Here is a 23,794-nt window from a genome sequence, read left to right as displayed (position 1 = left end):
GCGGGGGCGGGCTGTCGCGCGGGGCGGTGTGGGTTGTGCCGGTGCCCTCCCTCACGTCTCCATCGGCGCCCCACCCACGGTGCGCCCCTGGCTGCGGCTGGGCCCCTGCGCGGTTCCCCGCGCCCCTAGCCCCTCTCGATCCTGCGGGCCGTGGTCGCTTTTCGCGCAGTTCCCCGCGCCCCTAAAACCTGTTTTCGGCTGCGGGCCGTGGGGGGGGCTGGTCGCGCAGTTCCTCGCGCCCCAAGGAAACCCGTCTGCGTCCGCGGGCCGTGTACGGCTGATCGCGCAGTTCCCCGCGCCCCCAAGAAACCCGCCTGCGTCCGCGGACCGTGGAGGGCTGGTCGCGCAGTTCCCCGCGCCCCCCAAGGAAACCCGCCTGCGTCCGCGGCCGTGGGGGGGGGGCTGGTCGCGCAGTTCCTCGCCCCCTAAGAAAACCCGACTGCCTCCGCGGACCGTGGGTGGCTGGTCGCGCAGTTCCCCGCGCCCCTTAAGTGCCCGGTGCCGGCCCGCGTCGGGGACCTCGGGCCGCCATCGCGCCCCTTGACCACTCGGTGCTGGGGCACCTTCAGCCCGTCCGGCGATTGAGGACGAGCGCCCTTAAGGCGCGATCGGGGTCTGGGGCGGCGCCCCAGGAGGGCCCGAACCAACCAACCCGATGCACGGGCGGGCGGGTGGGCAAAGGGCCCGGGGTCTGGGGCGGAGCCCCAGGAGGGCCCGAACCAACCAACCCGATGCACGGGCGGGCGGGTGGGCAAAGGGCCCGGGGTCTGGGGCGGAGCCCCAGGGGGCCCGGAACCAGCCAACCCCGCCGCACGGGCGGGTGGGTGGGAAAACGCCCCCCCGGGGCCGGGGCGGAGCCCCTTAGGTCAGGGCCGCTGCCAGGGCCTCCGGCGTCGTCGCCGGGGCCGTACAGACGAACCGCCGGCACACGTACGCCGCCGGCCCCCCACCCACCAACGGCCGATCCGCGAGGAGCGGAAACTCCTCACCCCCCGGCACCCCCACCGCCACCACCGCCCCCGGCGCGGCCGACAGCAGCGCCGTACGGTGCAGCGCCCCCGTGCGCGGGTCCGTGGGCGCGCCCACGACGGCGACCTCCCGGGGCCCGTCGAGCAGCGCCTCGGCCGCCGCGAGCCCCCACCCGATGAACCGCGGCGCCCGCGGCCCGAGCGCCCGGACCACCCCGAGCGCCGACTCCGCCGCCTCCCGGTGCGCCGAGGATCCGGTGTGCGCCGCGTAGGACAGCAGGGCCGAGGCCGCGGCCGTCCACCCCGAAGGCGTCGCGTTGTCCGTGGGGTCCTGGGGCCGGCGGATGAGCCGCTCCGCGTCGTGCGCGGTGTCGTACAGGACGCCCTGCTCGCCGACGAACTGGTCCAGGACGATGTCGAGCAGGAAGCCGGCGAACTCCAGCCAGACCCCCTCCCCGGTGACCCCGGCGAGCGCGAGGAAGCCCTCGGCGACGTCGGCGTAGTCCTCCAACACCCCCTGATTGGCGCCCACTTGACCGTCCTTGGAGGTCCGGGCCAGCCGGGCGTGGGCGTCCATGTGGACCCGTACCAGCACATCCGCCGCCTCGGTCGCGCGCTCGACGAGGTCCGGGCGGTCGAAGAGCGCGCCGACCTCGGCGAGCGCCGCGATGGCCAGGCCGTTCCAGGCCGCGACCAGCTTGTCGTCGCGCCCGGGCCGCTCGCGCAGCTCACGCGCCGCGAGGAGCCCGTCGCGGGCGGCATCCGTCAACTCCCCGCCGTCCCGCGGAAGTTGGAGGACGGAGGCGCCTTCCTCGAAGGTGCCTTCCTCGGTCACCCCGAAGCGCCGGGCCGCGGCGAGGCCGTCCTGCTCGCCCAGGATCTCGGTGAGCTGCGCGGGCGTCCACACGTAGAACGCGCCCTCCACATGGCGCCCGGTCCCGTCGTCGCTGTCGGCGTCGAGCGCGGAGGCGTACCCGCCCTCGTTGGTGCGCAGCTCGCGGACCATGAAGTCGGCGGTCTCCAGGGCGACCCGGCGGGCCAGATCCGAGCCGGTGACCCGCCACAGATGCGCGTACACCCGGCACAGCAGGGCGTTGTCGTACAGCATCTTCTCGAAGTGCGGGACCAGGGTGGCCTGCGGGCGCGGGCGCAGTACATAGCGGTGGAAGCCGCCGCCGAGCTGGTCGTAGAGGCTGGAGCGGGCCATGGTCTCGCACATGCCCTCGGCCATCTCCAGGGCCGCCTCGGAGCCGGTTCGCGCATGGTGGCGCAGCAGGAACTCGATGACCATGCCGGGCGGGAACTTGGTGTCGCCGCCGCCCAGCCAGCCGCTCGCCGGGTCGTACTCCCGGGTGATCCCGAGCAGCGCCTGGGCCAGCTCCTCCTCGCCGGGCAGCCCGCCCGTGCCGTGGTCCAGTTCGCGGCCCGCCAGATCGCGGGTGATCTTCTCGGCGACCTCGGCCACCTCCTCACGCCGGTCGGCCCACGCGGCCCGGACGCCTTCGAGGACCTGCCGGAAGGACGGCATGCCGTGCCGGGGTTCGGGCGGGAAGTAGGTGCCGAAGTAGAAGGGTTCGCCGTCCGGGGTCATGAAGACGGACATGGGCCAGCCGCCCCGGCCGGTCGCGGCCTGCACGGCCTCCATGTAGACGGCGTCCACGTCGGGCCGCTCCTCGCGGTCCACCTTGATGTTCACGAAGTGCTCGTTCATGAAGGCCGCGGTGACCTCGTCCTCGAACGACTCGTGGGCGAGGACATGGCACCAGTGGCAGCTGCTGTAACCGACGCTGAGCAGCACCGGAACCCCGCGTTCGCGGGCCTCCTCGAAGGCTTCGGGCGACCAGGGCCACCAGTCGACGGGGTTGTCGGCGTGCTGCAGGAGATAGGGGGACGTCTCATGGGCCAGGCGGTTCGGCATGACTCCATACTCCCCCACACGGGAGATGATCCGCCGACTCCCTCGCGCCGACGCGCGTCACCCACGACACTTGGGGACGCAGGCGGACGTCGGGCTCTCGGAGGGGGACGCACATGCGGGACAGCCATCGGGCCGAGGCCGAGCGGCTGTTGGTACGGGCCGTGGAGGAAGAGGTACGGCGCTCCGGCGGGCGGTCCGACGCGAACACGCTGCTCGCCCGGGGCCGCGGCGCGCTCGACGCGCTGGCCGGGAGCGCCGCGGAGGAGTACGCGGCCTATACGCAGGCACTGGACGAGGCGGCGGCGGGACAGCTCTCCTTCGGGGAGCGCTTCACCCGCGACGGCGGCTCAACCGCCTTGCTGGCGACGGGTGTTGGTGCCCTCGCAGCGGTGGTCGTCGACCTGGCCCTGGGGCTCGGCGCGGGCGGCGCGGTGGGCGCGGGGGCCGCCGTGCTGGTGGCCGGGGCCGCGGGGACGGTCGCCAAGGTGACGGCCTCGCACGTGCCCGCCGCCCATCGCAGGGCCGGGGCGCTGGGCCAGCCGGGCGGCCCGGAGCAGCTGCGTCTCCAGTGGCTGACCGCCCTGGAGGTGCGGGGCATCCGTCCGTTCCTCGACCAGCAGCGGGCGGTGAGCCCCAAGGTGCCGCAGAAGAAGGTGCCCACGCAGTTGCGCGGCACGGACAAGAGCGCGGCGGCCCGGCGCCGCTCCGTCCTGGAGCAGTCCTTCGGTCATCTGCCCGACCCCCAGGGCCCGTTCGCGGGCCGGCGGGCCGAGCTGGCGCGGATCGGACAGTGGGTGCAGGCCGCCCGCGCCTCCACCGAGACCCGCCCGGTGGTCGTGGTCCTGCACGGCGCGCCCGGTTCGGGCCGCAGCACCCTCGCGATCCGCGCCGCGCACGCCCTGCGCGACCAGTTCCGCGGGGCCTGCCTGGTCGACATGCGCGGCGGCAATCCGGCGGGCGAGGGCCCGCTGCCGACCCGGGACGCGCTGCTGCACCTGCTCAACCGCCTCGGCGCGCCGCGCGAGCAGCTCCTGTTCCGGGGCGGGGCCGCCCCCGATCGCGCCGAGTCGGGTCCTCGGGGAAGGTCGTCCCCCGAGCAGCAGGTGCGCCGCCTCGCCGAGCTCTACCACCAGCATCTGACGGGCCTGCCCGTCACCGTCGTCCTGGACGACACCGACGACGTGGAGCAGGTGCGCACCCTGGTGCCGCAACGCTCCGAGGGCCTGGTCCTGGTCACGTCGACCCGGCCACTCGATCTGCCCGCCGACTTCCCGGCCTGGGTGCACCAACTGCCGGTCGAGCCGCTGGACGCGGCGGGCGCGGAGGAGCTCCTGCGGGAGGCCGCCGAGGAGAAGGAGACGGGCCCCTACGACGCCGAATCGACCGAATCGGTACGCCAGTTGTGCGGCGGGCTCCCGTTGGCGCTGCGCATCGCCGGGTCCTCGCTCGGGCCGCGTTCGGCCCGCGCGCTGGCCGCGGACCTCGGGGCGTACGGCCCGGTGGCGCCCACCGAACGCGCCCTGTGGCTGCGCTACACCGACCAGTCCGAACCGGCCCGCCGGCTGCTGCGCCGACTGGCGCTCGCCGGGCGGGCCTCGCTCGGCGCGGCGGCCGCCGCGGCCCTGCTCGCCGCCGACGAGCAGGAGGCCCAGCGCCAGCTCACCGCGCTCGCCACGGCGGGCCTCATCGACCATGTGCGGGGCAGCCGCTACCGGCTCCACGACGTCGTACGGTCCTTCGCCCAGGCCCGCCTCGCCGACGAGGAGGAGCCGGCCGAGCGGGCCGCCGCGCAGGAGCGGCTGATCCGCAACTACGCGGAGCTCGCGGACGCGGTGGGCCGCATGGTCGACGGCAAGATGTCGACGCGGGCCGGCCAGTTCGGCGGGCACGGCTTCCCGTCCCTGGACGCGGCGCTGCGCTGGCTGGACGACGAGTCCAGCTTCATCACCGCCGCCCTGCGCCAGGCCGAGGGCGTCGACCAGGAGGCCGTGCTCAGCCTGCTCGGCGCGCTGTGCGACTACTGCCTGCTGCGCGGCGACCTCTACCGCCTGGGCGAGATCAGCGAGCTGACCCAGGCAGTCGACCAGGGCCTGCTCGTGCGGTCGGTGCAGTGGCGCACCGGCATCGCGGCCCGTCAGCTCGGCGAGCTCGACACGGCGCGTACGACGCTGTCCTCGGTGGTCACCCTCTATCGCGAGGCCCATCACGACGCGGGCCAGGCCCTGGCGCTGTGCTCGCTCGGCATCACCCTGCACCACCAGGGCAATCTGGCCGAGGCGGCGGCCCGGCTGCGCGAGGCGATCGACCTCCAGTCCGGCGAGGAGCTGGCCGGCGACCGGGCCTGGTCGCTGCACGCGCTCGCGGCGGTGGAGCGCGACCGCGCGAATCTGTCGGGCGCGCTGGCCCTGCTGGACGCCGCCCTCGCCCTGCACCGCGAGAACGAGTCGCTGCACGGCGAGGCCTGGACCCACTTCCAGCTCGGCCAGCTGTATCTGCGGACCGGTGAAGTGGCGCGTGCGGAGGGCGAGTTGGACACCGCGCTCGATCTGTACGGGCGCACCCGCGACGGCCGCGGCGAGGCCTGGGCGCTGACCCAGCGGGCCCGGGCCCGCCTCGTCGACGGCGACGCCCAGGCGGCCGTCGACGGCCTGAACCAGGCCCTGGCGCGCCACCGTGAGCAGGAGGACGCGCGCGGCGAGGCATGGACGCTGTACTACCTGGGGCAGGCCCTGGAGGAGCGCGGCGACCGGGACCAGGCGGTGCGCGAACTGGAGCGGGCCCGCACGATGTTCTCGCGCATGCGGGACGTGTACGGGCTCGCCTGCGCCCGCCACCACTCGGGCCGGGTCACCCGCGACCAGCGCGCCGCCCAGACCGGCAACCTGCGCAACTCCGGCTTCGCCCGGCAGCTCCTGGTCGACGCGCGCGCCGACTTCCACCGCATCGGGGTGGCCCACGGCGAGGCCTGGACCTGTCTGGAGCTGGCGTTGATCGACGCGGGCAACAACCGTCCGGGCCCGGCCCTCGCCCTGTGCGACGAGGCGACCGCACTGTTCGCCTCGTACGACGACCGGCGCGGTGGCGACTGGTCCCGCTTTCTGCGCTGCACGCTGCTGCCGTACGCGGGCGCGGGCGGGGTGGAGGTGGGCACGGCGGTGGCCCAGGAGGAGGTGGCCCAGCTCCTGCGCGCCGGGCACGGCGCCCGCGACGCCAAGCTGGAGGACTGCGCGCAGGCCTACGCCCTCATGCTGGAGCGCGGCATCTCCCTGGAGGCGGGCTGGCAGGCCTGGCAGCTCGGCATGGTCCCGGACCGGCACGCCCGCGAGGTCATGGGGGTGCCGGTGGAGGCGGGGCGCTGAGCCCTGCCGCCCTCACGTCGGCGGTCGGCGACAGACCGGTCGCCCCCGCCGGGGCGGGGGCGACCGGTCCGCGTCAGACCTTGTTCGGTGCGCCCTTGGCCCCGGCGGTCGCCGGGGTCGCCTCGGACGGGTCCGGGGCCTCCTCGAAGTCGACCTTGCCCATGTGCCGGTTCATCGACTTCATCAGCATCCACACGCCCAGGGCGAGGGCGGCGAAGACGATGAACCCGAGCACACCGGGCGTCACCTTGTCGTTGTTGATCTCCTCGGCCAGCGGGACCAAGTGCGTCATTGCGAGGCTTGCGCTCATATCAGGCATTGTCGCGCACGCCGGCGAAGAGGTCGTCCTCGGGGAGGGAAGTGTCCACGAACGACTTCGCCAGCTCGTACTCCTCGGTCGGCCAGACCTCCTTCTGGAGGTCGAGCGGCACGCGGAACCAGCCGCCGTCGGGGTCGATCTGCGTGGCGTGCGCGATCAGCGCCTTGTCCCGGATCTCGAAGAACTCGGCGCAGGGAACGTGCGTGGTCAGCGTGCGTTCGGCGCGCTCGAACTCCTTCCAGCGCTCCAGCCACTCGCCGTAGGGGGACTCCATGCCGCGGGAGAGCAGCGCCTCGTGCAGCGCGACCGTGCGCGGCTTGTTGAAGCCCTGGTTGTAGTAGAGCTTCTGCGGCTGGAAGGCCGGGCCGAACTCGGCCTCGGGGTACTTCCCGGTGTCGGCCGCGCCCTCGAAAGCCACCATCGTGATCTTGTGGGTCATGATGTGGTCGGGGTGCGGGTAGCCGCCGTTCTCGTCGTACGTCGTGATGACCTGCGGACGGAAATGGCGGATGGAGCGCACCAGGCGGCCGGCCGCGAGGTCGACGTCCTCCAGGGCGAAGCAGCCCTCGGGAAGCGGCGGCAGCGGGTCGCCCTCGGGCAGGCCCGAGTCGACGAAGCCGAGCCACTCCTGGCGGACGCCGAGGATCTCGCGCGCCTCGTCCATCTCTCTCTTGCGGACCTCGTGGATGTGCTCCTCGATGTACTTGTCGCCCTGGAGCTTCGGGTTGAGGATGGAGCCGCGCTCGCCTCCCGTGCAGGTCACGACCAGCACGTCCACCCCCTCGGACACATACTTCGCCATGGTCGCCGCGCCCTTGCTCGACTCGTCGTCGGGGTGGGCGTGGACGGCCATCAGTCGCAGCTGCTCAGTCAAGACAAGATCCTCGATGACTCAGTAAGTGAATTCGGCGCCCTCTGTGATCGGCGCAATGGGCGGCTTCTATAGTGACCGAATCGGGGGGCGGAAAATTCCGGCGACCCCCACCAGCAGGAGGACGACTCATGGCCGCTGTGCGCGAGCAGCTTCCCCAGGGCCGCTACGGGCGCTCGGCGGACCAGCGCGCGGACCGCAAGCTGAAGATCGTCGGCGCGGCCCTCGCCGTCGCACTGCTCGGTGTGATCGCCTGGATCGGCTTCGACTACGTGGGCGGCCAGTCGCTCTCCGCGCAGGTGATCAAGTTCAAGGTGGTCTCGGACACCTCGGTCGAGGTCCACCTCGAAGTGGTCAAGGACAAGAACGCCAAGGGCACCTGCACCCTGCGCGCCCAGCAGACCAGCGGCGACGACGTGGGCCGGGCCGACTTCCGCTTCGACGAGCCGGTCAAGCAGATCGACAGGGTCGTCACCATCACCACGACCTCGCGGGCCACCGCCGCCGACCTGGTCGGCTGCCAGTCCGACTGACCCCCCGCGGGGCCGACGCCGGCCCCGGGCGGCGCCGTACTGCTGACGTCAATGATCAACGTTGCCGAAGCACCCGCGCTGACCTGCGTTGATGAAGTTCTAGCGGTTTATGTCCTCCCCCTACGGCGCCTGAATTGTTAGGCTCGTGGTTTCGCCCACCCAACAAGGCACATGCTTCTGGGTAGGGCGATGCTTTGTTATTCCCAGTACCGACGAGGAGCACCTGTGACCCAGACCAGCGACAACGTCACCTGGCTGACCCAGGAGGCGTACAACCAGCTCAAGGCCGAGCTGGAGTACCTGTCTGGTCCCGCGCGCACGGAGATCGCCGTAAAGATCGCGGCGGCCCGTGAGGAGGGTGACCTCCGGGAGAACGGCGGGTACCACGCGGCCAAGGAGGAGCAGGGCAAGATGGAGCTCCGGGTGCGCCAGCTCACCCAGCTCCTGGAGCACGCCAAGGTGGGCGAGGCCCCCGCCGCGGACGGCGTGGTCGCTCCCGGCATGCTCGTCACGATCGCCTTCGACGGCGACCCGGACGACACCCTGGAGTTCTTGATGGCCTCCCGCGAGTACGCCTCGACGGAGATCGAGACGTACTCGCCGCAGTCGCCGCTCGGCTCCGGGGTGAACGGCAAGAAGGTCGGCGAGGACGCCGAGTACGAGCTGCCCAACGGCAACAAGGCCTCGGTGAAGATCCTGGCCGCGGTCCCGTTCAACGGCTGACTCCCGCCCCAGCACAGCCAGAGCCCCCGGCCGCCCTTGAGCGGCCGGGGGCTTCGTGTCGGCCGGGTCAGGCCGTGGCCGAGCGGTACTTGCGGACCGCCAGGGTGCGGAAGACCACGATGATCAGGAGCGACCAGGCCAGCGAGGCCCAAACCGGGTGCTGCATCGGCCAGGCGCCGGAGTCGACCACGCCCGGGTTGCCGAACAGCTTGCGGCAGGCCTGGACGGTCGCGCTGAACGGGTTCCACTCGGCGATGTGCCGCAGCCACGGCGTCATCCCCGAGGTGTTCACGAACGCGTTGGAGATGAAGGTGACCGGGAAGAGCCAGATCAGCCCGCCGGAGGTGGCCGCCTCGGGGGTGCGGACCGAGAGGCCGATCAGCGCGCCGATCCAGGAGAACGCGTACCCGAGCAGGAGCAGCAGGGCGAAGGCGCCCAGCATCTTGGGCAGGCCGTTGTGGATGCGCCAGCCCACCAGGAGGGCCACGATCGCGAGGACGACCACGGTCAGGGTGGTCTGCACGAGGTCGGCGAGGGTGCGGCCGGTCAGGACCGCGCCGCGCGCCATGGGCAGCGAGCGGAAGCGGTCGATGAGCCCCTTGTGCATGTCGTCGGCGATGCCCGCGCCGGCGCCCGCCGTGGCGAAGGTGACGGTCTGCGCGAAGATGCCGGCCATCAGGAACTCGCGGTAGGCGCCCGCGTCGGTGGTGCCGCCGATGTTGACCGAGCCGCCGAAGACGTAGCTGAACAGCACCACGAACATGATCGGCTGGATGAGCCCGAAGATGACCATCTCCGGGATGCGGGTCATGCGGATGAGGTTCCGCTTGGCGACGACCAGCGAGTCCCGTACGGATCCGCCGATGCCACCGCCGGCCCGGGGTGCGGGCGCGGCGTCGGTGAGGGTGCTCACTTGGCGTCCTCCTTGCGTCCCTTGGCGGGGGTCCGGCCTTCGGCGCCCTCGGCGTCGTCGTCCTTCGCGGTCTCGGCCGCGTGGCCGGTCAGCGAGATGAAGACGTCGTCGAGGGTGGGGCGGCGCAGCCCGATGTCGTCGATCTCGACGCCCTGGGCGTCGAGTTCACGGATGACCTCGGCGAGCAGTTTGGCGCCGCCGGTGACCGGGACGGTGAGCTGACGGGTGTGCGTCTCGATCTTGACCTCTCCCTTGCCGAACCCGGCGAGGACGTCGCGGGCCGGGGTGATCTGGTCGCTCTGGTGGACGACGACCTCGACGCGCTCGCCGCCGGTGCGGGCCTTGAGCTGGTCGGAACTGCCGCGCGCGATGACCTTGCCGTGGTCGACGACGGCGATGTCGTGCGCGAGGCGGTCGGCCTCTTCGAGGTACTGGGTGGTGAGCAGCAGGGTGGTGCCACCGGCGACCAACTCCTGGATGACTTCCCACAGTTGCTGCCTGTTGCGCGGGTCGAGGCCGGTGGTCGGCTCGTCCATGAACATGACGGGCGGCGAGACCACCAGGGCGGCCGCGAGGTCCAGGCGGCGGCGCATGCCGCCCGAGTACGTCTTGGCGGGGCGGTCGGCGGCGTCCGCGAGGTGGAAGCGGTCGAGCAGTTCGCCCGCGCGCACCTTCGCGGCCCTGCTGTTCATCTGGTAGAGCCGGCCGACCATCTCGAGGTTCTCGCGGCCGGTCAGGTATTCGTCGACGGCCGCGAACTGGCCGGAGAGGCCTATGGAGCGGCGGACTTCGTTGGGATGCTTGAGGACGTCGATGCCCGCGACGACCGCCTTGCCCCGGTCGGGCTGGAGCAGAGTGGTCAGGACGCGCACGGTGGTGGTCTTTCCGGCGCCGTTGGGGCCGAGCAGGCCGAGGACCGTGCCCTCAGGGACATCGAGGTCCACGCCGTCCAGAGCCGTTACGTTGCCGAATGTCTTCACCAGGCCTTCGGCGTAGATGGCGCCTGGCATGTGAGTACCCCCAGTGGTGGGTGTGACTTCCTGGACAAATCGTAGATTTCCCGGGCGCCGGGCGCCCGGTGGAGCTGTGTGCGGGCCACACCATAACGCGATACATCGCGTCCTGTCAGCGGTTTGCGCGCGCTCGTCCCCGCCCCCTCCCGCGCGCCGACCCCCCGGCCCGCGCGTCGATCCCGCACGGCGTCTCAGTCCAGCACGGTGTAACCCGCCTCGCGGAGCGCCGACGCGACCTCGCCACAGTGCTCGGGGCCCTTGGTCTCCAGGTGCAACTCGACCTCCACCTCCGTGAGTCCGAGCCGGGGATCGGTCCGTACGTGGCTCACGTCCAGCACATTGGCATCCAGCACTGACAATTCCGCCAGGAGCGAGGCCAGCGCCCCGGGCCGGTCCGTCAGGCGCAGCCGCAGCGACAGATAGCGGCCCGCCGCCGACATGCCGTGCCGCAGGATGCGCTGCATCAGGAGCGGGTCCACATTGCCGCCCGAGAGCACCGCCACGACCGGCCCCCGGAAGGCGTGCGGATCGCTGAGCAGCGCGGCCACCGGGCTCGCCCCGGCCGGCTCCACCACCAGCTTCGCGCGCTCCAGGCAGAGCAGCAGCGCACTGGCCAGCTCGTCCTCCGAGACCGTACGCACCTCGTCCACCAGCTCGCTGATCAGCGAGAACGGGATGTCGCCCGGCCGCCCCACCTTGATTCCGTCGGCCATCGTCGGCGCCGTCTCGATCGCGACGGGATGCCCGACGGCCAGCGAGGGCGGATAGGCCGCGGCGGCCGCCGCCTGCACGCCGACGATCTTGACGTCCGGCCGCAGCGCCTTGACCGCGACCGCGATCCCCGCCGCGAGGCCGCCGCCCCCGATGCCCACCACGATGGTGCGCACCTCGGGGCACTGCTCCAGGATCTCCAGACCCACCGTGCCCTGCCCGGCGATGATGTCCTGGTGGTCGAAGGGGTGGATGAGCACCGCCCCGGTCTCGGCCGCGTACGCCTCGGCGGCGGCCAGCGTCTCGTCGACGACCGTGCCGCGCAGGATCACCTCCGCGCCGTAACTCCGGGTCGCCGCCACCTTGGGCAGCGGGGCGCCGATCGGCATGAACACCGTGGAGCGCACCCCGAGCAGCGAGGAGGCCAGTGCCACGCCCTGCGCGTGGTTGCCCGCGCTCGCCGCCACCACCCCGGCCGCCCGCTCCTCCGGGCGCAGGCCCGCGATCCGTACGTACGCGCCGCGCAGCTTGAACGAGCCGGTGCGCTGGAGGTTCTCGCACTTGAGGTGGACCGGGGCTCCGACCAGCGACGAAAGGTGGCGGGACCCCTCCATCGCGGTGGCGCGGGCCACTCCCGACAGCATCTTCTGCGCGCCCCGGATGTCGTCGAGGATGAGGTGGTGCAAGGGGCCTGACGTACTGAAGCTCATGACCTCAAGTCTCGCAGCTCACGCCCTTTCGGGGCGTGGGGATCCCGAGCGGTGGGCACTTGTCCACAGGTTTGCGCACCGCCGGTACGTACGGGGGCCCGGCCGCGTACTCTGTCCCCCACCACACCGACACCCGCACGAGAGAGCCCCGGCCATGCCCCCTGTTCAGGACATGACTCCCCCGCTCGACCCCGGCCTCCTCGATGCCCTCCAGCACCAGGTGGCCGTGTTCGCCCGCCGCGCCGAGCAGACCCGGCTCGGTGGCGTCGGACAGGTCCGCAACTCGATGGACCGGGCCGCGTATCTGCTGCTCAACCGGCTCGACCGGGAAGGCCCGATGGGCGTCAAGGCGCTCGCCGCGGGAATGGGGATCGACTCCTCGACCGTGACCCGCCAGGTCGCGCCGCTCGTCGACACCGGCCTCGTCAAGCGGACTTCGCACCCCGAGGACGGCCGGGCGGTCGTGCTCCAGCTCTCCCCGCGCGGCCAGTCCCGCCTGGAAGAGGTGCGCTCCTCGCGCCGCGAGCTGATGGCGCAGGTCACCGACGGATGGACGGAGGACGAGCGGGAGTCCTTCTGCACCCTGCTCACCCGCTTCAACTCGGCGCTCTCCGCCCGCCAGTCGGCCGCCCACGAGCCGTCCGCGCCGACCTCTTGACCCGGGGCTCGCGCCTGCCCTCATATGAGGCTCATGCGCGAGCGGTCCTCCACCCGACACCGCCGCCGCACCCGGGAGTTCGAGGCATTCGTGGCGGGCGCGGGAGGCCGGTTGCTGCATGCCGCCACCCTGCTGACCGCGGAGCCCTTCGACGACAACCCGCGCGCCCGGCGCCTGTTGACCGCCGCCCTCGCCGAGACGTACGCCCGCTGGCACCGGCTGCGCGGTGAGGACCCCTACGACCGCACCCGCCAGGAACTCGCCGGCCGCTTCGCCCGCGCCGCCTGGCGCCACCACCGGCCCGCCGTCCCCGGGCTGCCCCGGCCCCCCGCCGACGAGGGGCTCCTCGCGCGGCTGACCGCGCAGGAACGGCTCATCCTCGTGCTGCGGCTGTACGAAGGCGTCGCCGAGGAGCAGACGGCGGCGCTCGTGGGACTGCCGACGGACCGGGTCCGCGCGATCTGCACCCGGGCGATCACCACGATGCGCAGCACCCCGCCCGCGCCCCGCACGCCCGCCGCCCCGGCTCCCGGGGCCACCACGTGAACCGGCCGCCGAACCGGCCGCCGGTCGGCCCGTCGATCCGGCCGGGGATCACATCGAGGGAGGCCGTCCGGTGAGCGCGCCCGATCGCAAGACCGCCGAGGTCCGCCGCATGCTGGAGGGCGCCACCCATCCGGCCGTCCCGGCCGAACTGGCCGAGCGGGCGGCCGAATTGGGGCTGCGCATGCTGCACCGGCGGCGCATCGCGCGCCGGCTGCTGTGGCTGCTGCTCACGGTGGCGGTGATCGCGTTCCTGGTGTGGGCGTCGGTGGCCCAGCCCTGGGTGGCGCCGCCGTCCACGGTGACGCCACCCGTCGACGGGCTCTAGGCCCGCCGGTGAGCAGGACCTAGCCGAGCGCCTGCCGGAGGTCGGCGAGCAGGTCGTCCGCGTTCTCGATGCCCACCGAGACCCTGACCAGGTCCGCCGGGACCTCCAGGGCCGAACCCGCGACGCTGGCGTGCGTCATGCGGCCCGGGTGCTCGATCAGCGACTCGACGCCGCCGAGGGACTCGCCGAGCGTGAACAGCTTCGTACGGTTGCAGACCTCGACCGCCGCCTGCTCGCCGCCCTCGACGCGGAAGGAGACCATGCCGCCGAACGCCCGCATCTGCTTCGCCGCCACGTCGTGGCCCGGGTGCTCGGGCAGCCCCGGGTACAGGACCTGGGTGACCTTGGCGTGCCGGGTCAGCATCTCGGCGACCTTGCCCGCGTTCTCGCTGTGGCGGTCCATGCGCACCGGGAGCGTCTTGATGCCGCGCAGCACCAGCCAGGAGTCGAAGGGCCCGGCGACCGCGCCCATCGCGTTCTGGTGGTACGCCAACTCCTCGCCGATCTCGGCCGAGTTGGCGATCAGCGCGCCGCCCACGACGTCGGAGTGGCCGCCCATGTACTTCGTCAGCGAGTGCACGACGATGTCCGCGCCCAGCGACAGGGGCTGCTGGAGGTAGGGGCTGGCGAAGGTGTTGTCGACGACGAGCTTGGCGCCGGCGGCCGAGGCGACCTCGGCGACGGCCGCGATGTCGGTGATGCCGAGGAGCGGGTTGGAGGGCGTCTCGACCCACACGACCTTGGTGCGGTCGGTGATCGCGTCCCGTACCGAGGCCGGATCGGAGGTGTCGGCGACCGACCACTCGACGCCCCAGCGCGAGACGACCTTCGCGAACAGGCGGAACGTACCGCCGTAGGCGTCGTTCGGGATCACGACGTGGTCGCCGGGCGCGAGCAGCGCCCGCAGCAGGCAGTCCTCGGCGGCGAGACCGGAGGCGAAGGCGAGGCCGCGCCGGCCGCCTTCGAGGGCCGCCAGGTTCTCTTCGAGGGCGGTCCGTGTCGGGTTCGCGCTGCGGCTGTACTCATAGCCGCCGCGCAGACCGCCGACGCCGTCCTGCTTGTACGTGGAGACCTGGTAGATCGGGGGTACGACCGCACCGGTCAGCGGATCCGCGGTGTTTCCGGCATGGATCGCGATGGTCTCGAAGCTCTTGTCGAGGTGCTCGTGGCTCATGGCCCAGAGCCTAGTTCGTCGCACCGCTGGGTTCGTCATATCCGCCCGCGGTCTGGTTCGCTGGTGGGCATGGAGATTCTGTGGTCCCTGCTCGCGCTGGGCGTGTTCGTCGCGGTCATCAGCCGGTTCGTGTTCCGCCGGGGCGCCGGCGGCATCCAGCTGTCACGGCCCGGAGCGCCCGACGCCGCGGACCCGGCGGCGTACGGCTTCGCCTTCCAGGAGGAGCTCGACGTCCGCCTGCCGGGGCCCGACCAGGATCTCCTCGACGTCCTCGCGGTGGTGCAGCAGACCCAGGACTTCAAGCCGGCCCAGCGCCTCCTGGCCGGGACACCCAAGGAGGGCGAGCGGCGCTGGCAGCGCGTCCAGGCCTTCGCGGGCGCGGCCTCCCTCGAACTCGCCCAGCGCCCGGGTGTCGGCGGGGCCTGGCTGCGCGCCTGGCGTTCCGAGGCGCCCAAGGACGCGGGCGCGGCGCAGGTGCACGCGGAGTTCCTGGTCCAGCAGGCCTGGCGGTCCTCGTCGGCCGACCGCGACGACTTCCGCATCATCCTGGAGGAGGCCCGCACGATCTGCGGCGAGGCCGCGCTGCTCGCCCCCGGCGACCCGGTCCCGTACATCGTCGAACTCGCGGTGGCCCGCGGACTGGCCTATGCGCGCCCGGAGTTCGACCACCTGTGGGCCCAGGTGATGGACCGCGCCCCGCACCACATGGGCGCGCACCTGGCGGCCCTGCACTACCACTGCGAGAAGTGGCACGGCTCGCGCGCCCAGGCCGACGAGTTCGCGACGGCGGCCGCGGCCCGCGCCCCGCGCGGCTCCCTGCTGTCCGCGCTCCCCCTGTTCGCCGTCCACGAGCACGTTCCGGACGTCGTCCTGGTCAGCGACTTCTACCGCACGGCGGTGGTGAGCCGCGCCATGGAAGGCGCCCTGCACGCCGTCCACCAGGCCCGCCCCGACGACCCGGTGCTGCCCCAGGTCCGCCATCTGCTGGCCTTCTTCCTGGTACGCGCGGAACGCTGGGCGGAGGCGATGGACCAGTTCGTGGCCCTGGACGGCCATGTGGGCGCCGTCCCCTGGACCCTCTCCGAGGACCCGGCGGCCATGTACGCCGTGTGCCGGGCCCTGGCGGTGGCGGGTTACGAGGCGAACGGGGGGAGCCCGGCGACCCTGCGGCGGCCGTAGGGGTCGCGCCCCGGGTGCCGAACCGGTGCCGGCCCTCCCCCGGCTCTGGGTGCCGAAACGGTGCCGGATCCCCCTGGCGCCCCGGATGCCGAACCGGTGCCGGCCCTCCCCGGCCCCGGGTGCCGAAACGGTGCCGGCCCGGCCCCGGCCCGTTCCCGGAATCTCCGGCCCCGCCCCCGCGTTCCTCCTACGCACCCACCCTTCCTTTCCGAGGAGCCCCGATGATGTTCGGCCGCCGCACCCCCGAGCTGCCCACCCCCGAGCAGGCCCTCAAGGGACGCCCGGAGCCCGAATTCGCCCTGCCCTCCCGGCACACGGTCCTGGGCAACCCGCTGGCCGGGCCGTACCCCGAGGGCCTTGAGGTCGCGGACTTCGGGATGGGCTGTTTCTGGGGCGCCGAGCGCAAGTTCTGGCAGACCCCGGGCGTCTGGACGACGCTGGCCGGCTACCAGGGCGGCAGCACGGTCAATCCCGCGTACGAGGAGGTCTGCTCGGGCCTGACCGGCCACACCGAGGCGGTCCGGGTGGTGTACGACCCGGCCGTCGTCTCCTACGAACAGCTCCTGAAGGTGTTCTGGGAGAACCACGACCCGACGCAGGGCTTCCGCCAGGGCAACGACGTGGGCACCCAGTACCGCTCCGCGATCTACACCCACACCCCCGCCCAGGAGGCCACCGCCCGGGCCTCCCGCGAGGCCTACCAGCAGGTCCTGACGGCCTCGGGCCACGGCACCATCACCACGGAACTACTGCCGGCCGAGGGCCGCCCGTTCTACCCGGCCGAGCCGTACCACCAGCAGTACCTGGACAAGAACCCGGCGGGGTACTGCGGGATCGGCGGCACCGGAGTGTCCTGCCCGATCGGGGTGGCCAAGGCGGACGGCTGAGCCTGCCGAGAGGCAACCGAGCCTTGGCCGATTGGGGGCTCGGCGGTCTCCGCAAACGATCTAAAAACAGGTCGCGTACGTGATGCGGCCTGGCGAGTCCCGTCAGCCGGTCGAGAACCCTGCCGACGGCTCGTGGATTGGTATGGCTGGTCAAGAGCCGTACGGCACGCGATGAGCCGGTCGGCGCTCAAGCTCTCTGCCACGTGAAAACGTCGGCCATCTTCCCAAAAGGGGGACGAACTCCAGCACCGGCGGCCACAATTGAACCTTCGGAATTGGTCGGCCAGGGGGCGTCGTGGGCTTCAGTTACCGCAAGAGCTTCAGGGCTGGACCGATCCGAGTCGGCGCATCCAAAGCTGGCATCAGCTACTCGGTCGGCGTCAAAGGTGTTCGGGTGACGAAGCGAGCGGACGGCAGACTGCAAGCCGCTCTCTCAGCACCCGGCACCGGACTGCTCTACAGCGGTAGCAAGAGGGCTGGCATCGCAGCCGACGACTCCACCTCTGCCAGCCCTACAGCCAAAGATCTTCGTGCTGCCTATCAGCAGATCTACACGACGTCGATCCAACTACTCCGGACCGGCAGAAGCGGTGCCGAGATCCGTGGGAACCTGCACAGCCGGGGCCTTGCCCACCCTCGGCTCCTCAAGGCTGTCACCAACGCTGAGAAGCACCTCGCCGACGAAACGATGCGTAGAGCCAAGCAAAAGGCGAAGGACGCGCAGGAGGCTCGCATGAACGGCCTGGCTGCGGAGGCTGCTGAAGCCCTTGAGCAGGGCACGGCATCGCACCTCGTGGACAGATGGCTGAAGAAGGAACGGGGCGTGGGCTTCATGGCACGGGGTGACGTCATGGGACGGGCGAAAAAGATCCGTAAGGCCAATATTCGACGGGGCGCGTCTTGTCCTTGAACCTGACGACAAGGCGTTCACCACGCCAGACCCTCTGATCAGAAAGGCCGTTCAGAAACGGCCGCACCTCGTGTCAGAGCCAGGATCCGTTCATGGAATTCTCGTGATGCCGCCTCACGCGGGTATCGGCAGCGGAGTTCTCTGTCCAGCTCATGCGCGATTAGCAGCAGCGACGGCAGAGACTTACGGTCGGCGGAAAGAGCCATCCCGCCCATATCCACTGCTTCTTCGATGTCCCCGGTTCGTGCCGCGGAGAGTCCGAGCGTGAGGCGCGCCTCCGCTGCGCGCATGGGAGAGGTTTCGGTGCCGTCGGGCCCCGTGCTGATACGGATCACCGACCGGGCATGAGCGGCGGCGCGTTCGTCGTCTCCGAGCAGACGGTAGGCGTCCATCTCGTAGAAGTCCCACTTGTCCGGGTCGATGATGAAGTGGTGTTCGGGGTGATCCGGGCGGGGCAGGCGATCCAGCCTTGCGCGGCCCGCGTCCAGGGAGTCACGTACCAGGCGGGCGTCTCCCATCCGGGCGGCGGCTCGGGCCTTGTGGGCGTACAGCTGCACGCCCACAGAGTGCGTCTGGTCGGCGACGTGCCCGGCTTCCACGGCGTCGTGCATGTCCTGCCACCGGCACTGGGTGAGAGCGAACCACGCCTCGATCTCCCACGCCCAAGCCTTTATCTCCCCGTGGCCGGCCTCCTCGCCGATGCGGAGTGCGGCGGCCTTGCTGAGGTTGGCGGCCTCGCGCTGGCCCCGGTCGTACTGGACGTATGCGTTGAGCAGGAACAGCCACCCGGCGTCGACGAGAAGATCTCGGTGCTGGCGCAGCGTCATGCGGCCTTCGAGCTGCTTGGTGACGTACTGCAAACCGTTACGGGTGCGCTGGTGGAGGTGGTCGGCATCCGCGTACGGATAAGCGCGGGCCAACTGGTCGATGCCCTGCTCGATCGACTCCAGGGCGGCGCTGTTGATGCTGGACATCTCGGTCCGCCGCAGCAACTCGGCGACGTCCCACAGTCCCGCGCCCCCCTGAGCCAGGAGGGTGCTCGGGTCCTCCGGCACGGAGATGGGGGCTGTTCGCTCCAACTCCCATGGGCGAGGCGCCAGTCCCGCGAGGTGACCCGGGATGCGCAGCCCGTCCACCACTTCGAGGATCTTTCGGTGCTGCGTGATCCGGGGTCGCACGCCCTTGCCGCTGGTCTCCGGCCGGGCCATCTTGCCGATGTGCTCGCGCTTGTAGCCGACTGCCTCGGCGATCTTGGCGTAGCTGACTTTCCCGTGCAGCCGAGCGAGTCTGAAGACCTCGCCGAAGTCATGATGGGCGATCGCCGAGCGCACATCCGCGCGTTCCAGCACGTTCGGCGGCAATGCGGCCGGGGTCGGAGCAGCTTCGGTCATTTCACTTCCCCATCGTGACTGACCTGATGTTCCATCTGCGTCTGCCTCGCGAGTGTACCCACGAGGGGGGTCCCCAAGAGGGGGAAGCGACAGTCAGTACAAGGGGTGCACCCTCTGTCCACGCTGCCGGGAACGCCCCGGCAGACAGGACCAGAGACGGTGGCTTGTCGCATGGATGCGAGAAATGCGGAGCGGCACAAGAGCGTGATGAGCGAACCCGCAGCGAACGCACCGACTGTGCGCACATCGCGTCGCTCGGTCTACGACCCGGCGAATGGACACTTCCGTCATCTGACGGTCTACGCGGAATCGCCGGACTGCGCCAAAGCAGCGCGGGACATGATCGGCTCCTACCTCCAGGGCTGGGGACTGCCACACGTGGTCGATGCCGCGCAGCTCGTCGTGTCAGAACTGGTCGGCAACGTCGTGCACCACGCGGTGCCCGACGACTGCCTGATGCGGCCCGGTGCCGCGCGGAAGATCGACGTGCTTGTGAAGGCGTGGCCCGGATGGCTGTTCATCGGTGTCACTGATGAGGACTCGACCCCGCCCGACCTCCCGGCGGGTGAATACGTTTCGCCAGAGCTGGCGGGCGACTTCGCAGAGGCGCTGTTGCCGGACCGCGGGCGCGGGCTGTTGCTCGTTCAGCGGCTGGCTGACGCGGTCTGGTGGTCACCCAAGGGGCCGGGCGGCAAGACCGTGTGGTGCCGCTTCGACCTCGACGGCACGACGTAGAGAGCTCACTCCGGGTCATCTCCCCTGTATGCGCCGGCGCGACTGGGAGTGGGCTGCGGACCTGACATTGGCCGGAGCCTGATCGCTCCGACCACAAGGGCTCGCTGCTCGTGTTTCGTTCCCGTGGAGTTCCTCGTAGGTCACATTGCTGCACCCGCGTAGGGACGGGAGTGTCCTGCTCGACCGGGGTGGCCAGGTCGAGGGCTGACCCCGGGTGCGGCGCCGTTCGGGGGAGTCCGGCCCGTTCCTGGAGTACCGGTGGCCCGGTTCGGGTGCATTGCTGAGGACATCAGCGATCGACCCGACAGGCGGTAGCCGTGAGCGACCCGAGAACGACCATGGGAGACCCCGTACACCTGGCCCTGCCGCACGCACCGCCGAAGCCCGCGCGGGGATGCGCGGTCTGCGCCGAGCTGGTGGCACGCCGACGGGTTGCCCAGCGAAAGGGCGACCTCTCGGCGGCCACGGACGCCGACGTGGAGATCCGCCACCACCCCCACCGGGGCCGCCCCCGGCATCGGTGACCGGGCCGGGCCCGGGGTGGGGTGGCCGGCCCGTCCTTTTGCCCACCCGCCCGTATGCGCAGGGTTGGATGGTTCCGGGCCCTCCTGGGGCTCCGCCCCAGACCCCGTTCGCGCCTAAAGGGCGCTCGTCCTCAATCGCCGGACGGGCTGAAGATGCCCATGCGGGCCCGCACCGGTCCTGCCAGGGGCGCGGGGAACTGCGCGAGGAGCGGGCACGGTCCGCAGGATCGGGAGGGTTTAGGGGCCGGCGGTTTCGACTGGGCGGTCCGCAACGCCTGCCTGTCGCACTACGAGCGCGCCGTCCACACCGAACAGGCCGCCTGGAAGCGGGAGTTGAAGCGGGCGCCCGCGCGGGTGCAGTGGGATCCGGAGCGGGATCTGCGGCTCCAGGCGCTGCCGTACCGCTCGTTGCAGCTCGGCCTCGCCGGGGAGGCGGTGCGGCGGTACGCGGACGAGTGGATCGTCGGTATCCGTGATGTGACGCCGCTCGCCCACCGCGTGCACGCCCTCGTGCGGGACGGTCAACTCGACGCCGCACGGGGCCTGTTGCCCGTCGAGCGGGTCTACCCCGGACCGGCGGTCGGTTCGTAGGGCCGGGGCCCTCCCCCGGCAGCGCCGTCCGGCGTCCTACACCGAAGCCGCCGCCCGCAGCGCCGCGGCCGTCCGTGCCGGGTCGTACCCCGGGCCGACCCCGTCCACCAGGATCAGGTCGCCGGGGATGTGGTCGGCGCGCAGGGGGATCAGGGCCTGGTAGGCCGGGGAGTCGTACCAGGCGCGGGCCTCCTCGATCGTCGGGAACTCGATGATCACCAGCGCGTCGGGCCACTCGCCTTCCCGGACCTCCAGCGGCGCGTTGTGGACCAGGAAACGGCCACCGAACGGGTCCAGGGTGGACTGGATGCGCTCCATGTACACGAAGACGTCCTCGTGCGGCGGGCGTCCGCCGGCCGGGCGGAGGTTGGCGATGGCGTAGGCGGTGATGGGGTCCTCCCGGTGGTGGGTGTCGTGCTCCCTTGCGAACGGTCCGATCATGCCCAGGGGTGGCGGGCCAGGTCGATTACCTCGGAGGTAGGCGACCCCGGCCCTGGCCCGGACCGGGCCCGGGTTGGGCCCGGGCCCGGGTTGGGTCCGGCCCCGCGTCGGGCCCGGGCCCGGGAACCCGCAGGGCGGTCCGCCAGGGTGGGGCACAGCCCGAGGGGCCCCGGGCGAGGGAACGCCCTTCGGGCAAGCGAACGGCCCCGGAGGCGGGGGTTCCTCCAGGGCCGTTCGGTCGGGGCGGGTCGGCAGTCGACCGGGCCGACGGCTACAGCCCGCCGGCGCGTCGGCCCGGCCAGGCGGCCGGCGAACCGGCACGTCAGCCCGGTCGGCGCGTCAGATCGTCGCCGTGTCGATCACGAAGCGGTAGCGCACGTCGCTGGCCAGGACCCGCTCGTACGCCTCGTTGATCTGGTCCGCGCGGATCAGCTCGATCTCCGCGCCCAGGCCGTGCTCGGCGCAGAAGTCCAGCATCTCCTGGGTCTCGGCGATGCCGCCGATCATCGAACCCGCGAGGATCTTGTTGCCGCCGATGAGGCCGAACATGTTGAGCGAGTTCGGCTCCTCGGGAGCGCCCACGTTCACGAAGGCGCCGCCGGCCTTGAGGAGGGCGAGGTAGGCGCCGAGGTCGAGCGGCGCGGACACGGTGGAGACGATGAGGTCGAAGGTGCCCGCGAGCTGCTCGAAGGTGGCCTCGTCACTGGTCGCGTAGTAGTGGTCGGCGCCCAGCTTGAGGCCGTCGTCCTTCTTGCGCAGCGACTGGCTGAGCACCGTCACCTCGGCGCCCAGCGCGTGCGCGATCTTCACGCCCATGTGGCCGAGGCCGCCGAGCCCGAGGATGGCGACCTTCTTGCCGGGGCCCGCCTGCCAGCGCTTGAGCGGCGAGTAGAGGGTGATGCCGGCGCACAGCAGCGGGGCGGCGACGTCCAGCTCGATGCCGTCGGGGATGCGCAGGGTGTGGTCGGCGTCCACGACGATGTGCGTGGAGTAGCCGCCGTAGGCGGGCTTGCCGTCCCGGCCGATCGCGTTGTACGTCGAGACGCCGTCCGAGCAGAACTGGTTCTGGCCCGACCGGCAGGCCTCACACTTCCCGCAGGAGTCGACGAAGCAGCCGACGCCCGCGTGGTCGCCGACCTGGAAGGCGGTGACGGCCGAGCCGACCTCGGTGATCACGCCGGCTATCTCGTGGCCGGGCACCATCGGGAAGATGGCCTCGCCCCAGCCCTCGTTCACCTGGTGGATGTCGGAGTGGCAGATACCGGCGTACTTGATCTCGATGAGCACGTCGTTCGGCCCGACCGGACGGCGCTCGATGGTGGTGCGCTCCAGCGGGGCCTTGGCGGCGGGGGCGGCGTAGGCGGCGACGGTGGTCATGCCGTTCTCCTCAGATCTTTGGGGTACGCCGTCCACCCTGCCCCAGTTCCCGGACGTCACCCAGGCCTCTGTTCTGCCTACGTCCAGCGTGCGTACCACTGACAGGGTCAGGCTCCTGGGCGTACGTCCAGGGGGGCGAGCGCGGATACTGGGGTGTCATGGACCAGCGCGCCGAACTCAGCGAATTCCTCCGCTCCCGCCGGGCCCGGCTGAAGCCCGAGGACGTGGGGCTGCCCGACCACGGGCGGCACCGCAGGGTGCCCGGCCTGCGCCGGGAGGAGCTGGCGCAGCTCGCCGGGGTCTCCGTGGCGTACTACACGCGTCTGGAGCAGGGCAACGCGCAGAACGTGTCCGTGGAGGTCCTGGAGGCGATCGGGCGGGCGCTGCGCCTCAACGACATCGAGCACGACCACCTCAGCCATCTCGCCAAGGGCAAGCCGAAGAAGAAGCGCGCCTCGGCCTGCCGGACCCAGCAGGTGCGCCCGGCGCTCCAGCAGCTGATCGACGCGATGGAGGGCGTGCCCGCGTACATCCTCGGGCGGCGTCTGGACATCCTCGGGTGGAACCGGATGGCGGCGGCCCTCTTCGGCGACATGGGCCAACTGCCGCCCCGGGAGCGGAACATGGCGCGCCATGTCTTCCTCGACCCGGCCGCGCGCTCGCTGTACGCGGACTGGCACAGCAAGGCCGTCGACGTGGTGAGCGTGCTGCGGCTGTGCGCGGGCTGCTACCCGGACGACCCACAACTGACCGCACTGGTCGGCGAGTTGTCGGTCAAGAGCGAGGAGTTCCGGGCGCTGTGGGCGGCGCACACCGTCGCCGACAAGGGCCATGGCGTCAAGCGGCTGCGCCATCCGGTGGTGGGTGAGCTGACGCTCGCGTACGAGACGCTGAAGCTCCCCGACGCGCATGACCTGTCGCTGGTCACCTTCCACGCGGAGCCGGGCTCGGCGTCCGAGGAGTCGCTGCGGCTGCTCGGCAGTTGGAGTGCCGAGCAGCCGGTGCGTACCTGAGGAAC

The 23,794-nt window shown here is 71.7% G+C and carries 23 protein-coding genes; 13 read left to right on the top strand and 10 right to left on the bottom strand.

Features of this window, described 5'->3' with window-relative positions:
• Positions 1–861: 861 nt before the first annotated feature.
• Positions 862–2,886, bottom strand: coding sequence for a thioredoxin domain-containing protein (locus tag N4G70_RS11625; RefSeq protein ID WP_261712469.1), 2,025 nt, complete (start codon positions 2,884–2,886; stop codon positions 862–864).
• A 113-nt stretch (positions 2,887–2,999) separates the two neighbouring features.
• On the opposite strand from N4G70_RS11625, the gene N4G70_RS11620 reads away from it, so the two are divergent.
• On the top strand, positions 3,000–6,245 hold the full coding sequence (locus N4G70_RS11620; RefSeq protein ID WP_261712468.1) for a tetratricopeptide repeat protein: 3,246 nt from the start codon (positions 3,000–3,002) through the stop codon (positions 6,243–6,245).
• A 73-nt stretch (positions 6,246–6,318) separates the two neighbouring features.
• On the opposite strand, the gene N4G70_RS11615 is transcribed toward N4G70_RS11620, so the two are convergent.
• Together N4G70_RS11615 and mca are read right to left on the bottom strand one after the other, a co-directional pair.
• Complete coding sequence (locus N4G70_RS11615; protein WP_261712467.1) at positions 6,319–6,564, bottom strand: hypothetical protein; 246 nt, start codon at positions 6,562–6,564, stop codon at positions 6,319–6,321.
• Positions 6,557–7,438: a mycothiol conjugate amidase Mca gene (gene mca / locus N4G70_RS11610; protein WP_261712466.1), complete on the bottom strand. Its 882-nt coding sequence runs from the start codon at positions 7,436–7,438 to the stop codon at positions 6,557–6,559. The genes N4G70_RS11615 and mca overlap by 8 nt, the downstream gene beginning before the upstream one ends.
• A gap of 128 nt (positions 7,439–7,566) precedes the next feature.
• Here mca and N4G70_RS11605 point away from each other — a divergent pair, with 128 nt between their 5' ends.
• Positions 7,567–7,968 carry a DUF4307 domain-containing protein gene (locus N4G70_RS11605; RefSeq protein ID WP_261712465.1) on the top strand — a complete coding sequence of 134 codons (402 nt, stop codon included), beginning with the start codon at positions 7,567–7,569 and terminating at the stop codon, positions 7,966–7,968.
• Between the two features lie 225 nt (positions 7,969–8,193).
• Positions 8,194–8,691: a transcription elongation factor GreA gene (greA, locus tag N4G70_RS11600; RefSeq protein ID WP_261712464.1), complete on the top strand. Its 498-nt coding sequence runs from the start codon at positions 8,194–8,196 to the stop codon at positions 8,689–8,691.
• A gap of 67 nt (positions 8,692–8,758) precedes the next feature.
• On the opposite strand, the gene N4G70_RS11595 is transcribed toward greA, so the two are convergent.
• The 3 genes from N4G70_RS11595 to ilvA form a co-directional block, all read right to left on the bottom strand.
• Positions 8,759–9,604 (bottom strand): ABC transporter permease, encoded by an 846-nt coding sequence (locus N4G70_RS11595; protein WP_261712463.1) that lies wholly within the window; start codon positions 9,602–9,604, stop codon positions 8,759–8,761.
• Positions 9,601–10,614, bottom strand: a complete 1,014-nt coding sequence (locus N4G70_RS11590) for an ATP-binding cassette domain-containing protein (protein WP_261712462.1) — start codon at positions 10,612–10,614, stop codon at positions 9,601–9,603. Before N4G70_RS11590 ends, N4G70_RS11595 begins: the two co-directional genes overlap by 4 nt.
• Positions 10,615–10,808: 194 nt before the next feature.
• Positions 10,809–12,038 (bottom strand): threonine ammonia-lyase, encoded by a 1,230-nt coding sequence (gene ilvA, locus N4G70_RS11585; protein ID WP_261712461.1) that lies wholly within the window; start codon positions 12,036–12,038, stop codon positions 10,809–10,811.
• 154 nt (positions 12,039–12,192) lie between these two features.
• Here ilvA and N4G70_RS11580 point away from each other — a divergent pair, with 154 nt between their 5' ends.
• The 3 genes from N4G70_RS11580 to N4G70_RS11570 all read left to right on the top strand — a co-directional run bounded on the left by N4G70_RS11580 (position 12,193) and on the right by N4G70_RS11570 (position 13,567).
• Complete coding sequence (locus N4G70_RS11580) at positions 12,193–12,696, top strand: MarR family winged helix-turn-helix transcriptional regulator (RefSeq protein WP_162952534.1); 504 nt, start codon at positions 12,193–12,195, stop codon at positions 12,694–12,696.
• Positions 12,697–12,729: 33 nt separating this feature from the next.
• On the top strand, positions 12,730–13,242 hold the full coding sequence (locus N4G70_RS11575; RefSeq protein WP_261712460.1) for a sigma factor-like helix-turn-helix DNA-binding protein: 513 nt from the start codon (positions 12,730–12,732) through the stop codon (positions 13,240–13,242).
• A 70-nt stretch (positions 13,243–13,312) separates the two neighbouring features.
• Complete coding sequence (locus tag N4G70_RS11570; protein WP_261712459.1) at positions 13,313–13,567, top strand: amiloride-sensitive sodium channel family protein; 255 nt, start codon at positions 13,313–13,315, stop codon at positions 13,565–13,567.
• Between the two features lie 19 nt (positions 13,568–13,586).
• Here the strand turns inward: N4G70_RS11570 and N4G70_RS11565 are convergent, their stop codons facing one another.
• On the bottom strand, positions 13,587–14,741 hold the full coding sequence (locus tag N4G70_RS11565; protein WP_261712458.1) for a cystathionine gamma-synthase: 1,155 nt from the start codon (positions 14,739–14,741) through the stop codon (positions 13,587–13,589).
• Positions 14,742–14,810: 69 nt separating this feature from the next.
• On the opposite strand from N4G70_RS11565, the gene N4G70_RS11560 reads away from it, so the two are divergent.
• The 3 genes from N4G70_RS11560 (at position 14,811) to N4G70_RS11550 (ending at position 17,717) form a co-directional block, all read left to right on the top strand.
• Complete coding sequence (locus N4G70_RS11560) at positions 14,811–15,920, top strand: hypothetical protein (protein ID WP_261712457.1); 1,110 nt, start codon at positions 14,811–14,813, stop codon at positions 15,918–15,920.
• Between the two features lie 221 nt (positions 15,921–16,141).
• The gene (msrA, locus tag N4G70_RS11555) at positions 16,142–16,807 is read left to right on the top strand and encodes a peptide-methionine (S)-S-oxide reductase MsrA (RefSeq protein WP_261712456.1); all 666 of its coding nucleotides are present in this window, start codon (positions 16,142–16,144) and stop codon (positions 16,805–16,807) included.
• A 295-nt stretch (positions 16,808–17,102) separates the two neighbouring features.
• Positions 17,103–17,717 (top strand): DUF4236 domain-containing protein, encoded by a 615-nt coding sequence (locus tag N4G70_RS11550; protein WP_261712455.1) that lies wholly within the window; start codon positions 17,103–17,105, stop codon positions 17,715–17,717.
• A gap of 38 nt (positions 17,718–17,755) precedes the next feature.
• Here N4G70_RS11550 and N4G70_RS11545 read toward each other — a convergent pair whose 3' ends face one another.
• Positions 17,756–19,108 (bottom strand): tetratricopeptide repeat protein, encoded by a 1,353-nt coding sequence (locus N4G70_RS11545; RefSeq protein WP_261712454.1) that lies wholly within the window; start codon positions 19,106–19,108, stop codon positions 17,756–17,758.
• A gap of 171 nt (positions 19,109–19,279) precedes the next feature.
• Between N4G70_RS11545 and N4G70_RS11540 the strand changes: the two genes are divergently transcribed.
• The 3 genes from N4G70_RS11540 (at position 19,280) to N4G70_RS11530 (ending at position 20,958) form a co-directional block, all read left to right on the top strand.
• A complete protein-coding gene (locus N4G70_RS11540; RefSeq protein WP_261712453.1) occupies positions 19,280–19,843 on the top strand; it encodes an anti-sigma regulatory factor in 564 nt (187 codons plus the stop codon).
• 317 nt (positions 19,844–20,160) lie between these two features.
• Positions 20,161–20,367: a hypothetical protein gene (locus tag N4G70_RS11535; RefSeq protein WP_261712452.1), complete on the top strand. Its 207-nt coding sequence runs from the start codon at positions 20,161–20,163 to the stop codon at positions 20,365–20,367.
• A 153-nt stretch (positions 20,368–20,520) separates the two neighbouring features.
• Positions 20,521–20,958, top strand: coding sequence for a DUF4291 family protein (locus tag N4G70_RS11530; protein ID WP_399035026.1), 438 nt, complete (start codon positions 20,521–20,523; stop codon positions 20,956–20,958).
• Positions 20,959–20,994: 36 nt separating this feature from the next.
• On the opposite strand, the gene N4G70_RS11525 is transcribed toward N4G70_RS11530, so the two are convergent.
• Complete coding sequence (locus N4G70_RS11525; RefSeq protein ID WP_261712596.1) at positions 20,995–21,348, bottom strand: DUF1330 domain-containing protein; 354 nt, start codon at positions 21,346–21,348, stop codon at positions 20,995–20,997.
• A 390-nt stretch (positions 21,349–21,738) separates the two neighbouring features.
• Positions 21,739–22,776: an NAD(P)-dependent alcohol dehydrogenase gene (locus N4G70_RS11520; RefSeq protein ID WP_261712451.1), complete on the bottom strand. Its 1,038-nt coding sequence runs from the start codon at positions 22,774–22,776 to the stop codon at positions 21,739–21,741.
• A 158-nt stretch (positions 22,777–22,934) separates the two neighbouring features.
• Between N4G70_RS11520 and N4G70_RS11515 the strand changes: the two genes are divergently transcribed.
• Entirely contained in the window at positions 22,935–23,789 is an 855-nt protein-coding gene (locus N4G70_RS11515) for a helix-turn-helix transcriptional regulator (protein WP_261712450.1), read from the top strand.
• The last annotated feature ends 5 nt before the right edge of the window (positions 23,790–23,794 follow it).

The organism is Streptomyces sp. ASQP_92 (assembly GCF_025399895.1).
Taxonomy (GTDB): Bacteria; Actinomycetota; Actinomycetes; order Streptomycetales; family Streptomycetaceae; genus Streptomyces.
This window is presented reverse-complemented; position numbering and strand designations above follow the sequence as displayed.

What these genes read in the sequence shown, in the direction of transcription:
- N4G70_RS11625 (WP_261712469.1), bottom strand. Translation starts at nt 2,886, where the DNA reads ATGCCGAACCGCCTGGCCCATGAGACGTCCCCCTATCTCCTGCAGCAC.
- N4G70_RS11620 (WP_261712468.1), top strand. Translation starts at nt 3,000, where the DNA reads ATGCGGGACAGCCATCGGGCCGAGGCCGAGCGGCTGTTGGTACGGGCC.
- N4G70_RS11615 (WP_261712467.1), bottom strand. Translation starts at nt 6,564, where the DNA reads ATGCCTGATATGAGCGCAAGCCTCGCAATGACGCACTTGGTCCCGCTG.
- N4G70_RS11605 (WP_261712465.1), top strand. Translation starts at nt 7,567, where the DNA reads ATGGCCGCTGTGCGCGAGCAGCTTCCCCAGGGCCGCTACGGGCGCTCG.
- N4G70_RS11590 (WP_261712462.1), bottom strand. Translation starts at nt 10,614, where the DNA reads ATGCCAGGCGCCATCTACGCCGAAGGCCTGGTGAAGACATTCGGCAAC.
- ilvA (WP_261712461.1), bottom strand. Translation starts at nt 12,038, where the DNA reads ATGAGCTTCAGTACGTCAGGCCCCTTGCACCACCTCATCCTCGACGAC.
- N4G70_RS11580 (WP_162952534.1), top strand. Translation starts at nt 12,193, where the DNA reads ATGCCCCCTGTTCAGGACATGACTCCCCCGCTCGACCCCGGCCTCCTC.
- N4G70_RS11575 (WP_261712460.1), top strand. Translation starts at nt 12,730, where the DNA reads ATGCGCGAGCGGTCCTCCACCCGACACCGCCGCCGCACCCGGGAGTTC.
- N4G70_RS11565 (WP_261712458.1), bottom strand. Translation starts at nt 14,741, where the DNA reads ATGAGCCACGAGCACCTCGACAAGAGCTTCGAGACCATCGCGATCCAT.
- N4G70_RS11560 (WP_261712457.1), top strand. Translation starts at nt 14,811, where the DNA reads ATGGAGATTCTGTGGTCCCTGCTCGCGCTGGGCGTGTTCGTCGCGGTC.
- msrA (WP_261712456.1), top strand. Translation starts at nt 16,142, where the DNA reads ATGATGTTCGGCCGCCGCACCCCCGAGCTGCCCACCCCCGAGCAGGCC.
- N4G70_RS11545 (WP_261712454.1), bottom strand. Translation starts at nt 19,108, where the DNA reads ATGACCGAAGCTGCTCCGACCCCGGCCGCATTGCCGCCGAACGTGCTG.
- N4G70_RS11540 (WP_261712453.1), top strand. Translation starts at nt 19,280, where the DNA reads ATGGATGCGAGAAATGCGGAGCGGCACAAGAGCGTGATGAGCGAACCC.
- N4G70_RS11530 (WP_399035026.1), top strand. Translation starts at nt 20,521, where the DNA reads ATGCCCATGCGGGCCCGCACCGGTCCTGCCAGGGGCGCGGGGAACTGC.
- N4G70_RS11520 (WP_261712451.1), bottom strand. Translation starts at nt 22,776, where the DNA reads ATGACCACCGTCGCCGCCTACGCCGCCCCCGCCGCCAAGGCCCCGCTG.
- N4G70_RS11515 (WP_261712450.1), top strand. Translation starts at nt 22,935, where the DNA reads ATGGACCAGCGCGCCGAACTCAGCGAATTCCTCCGCTCCCGCCGGGCC.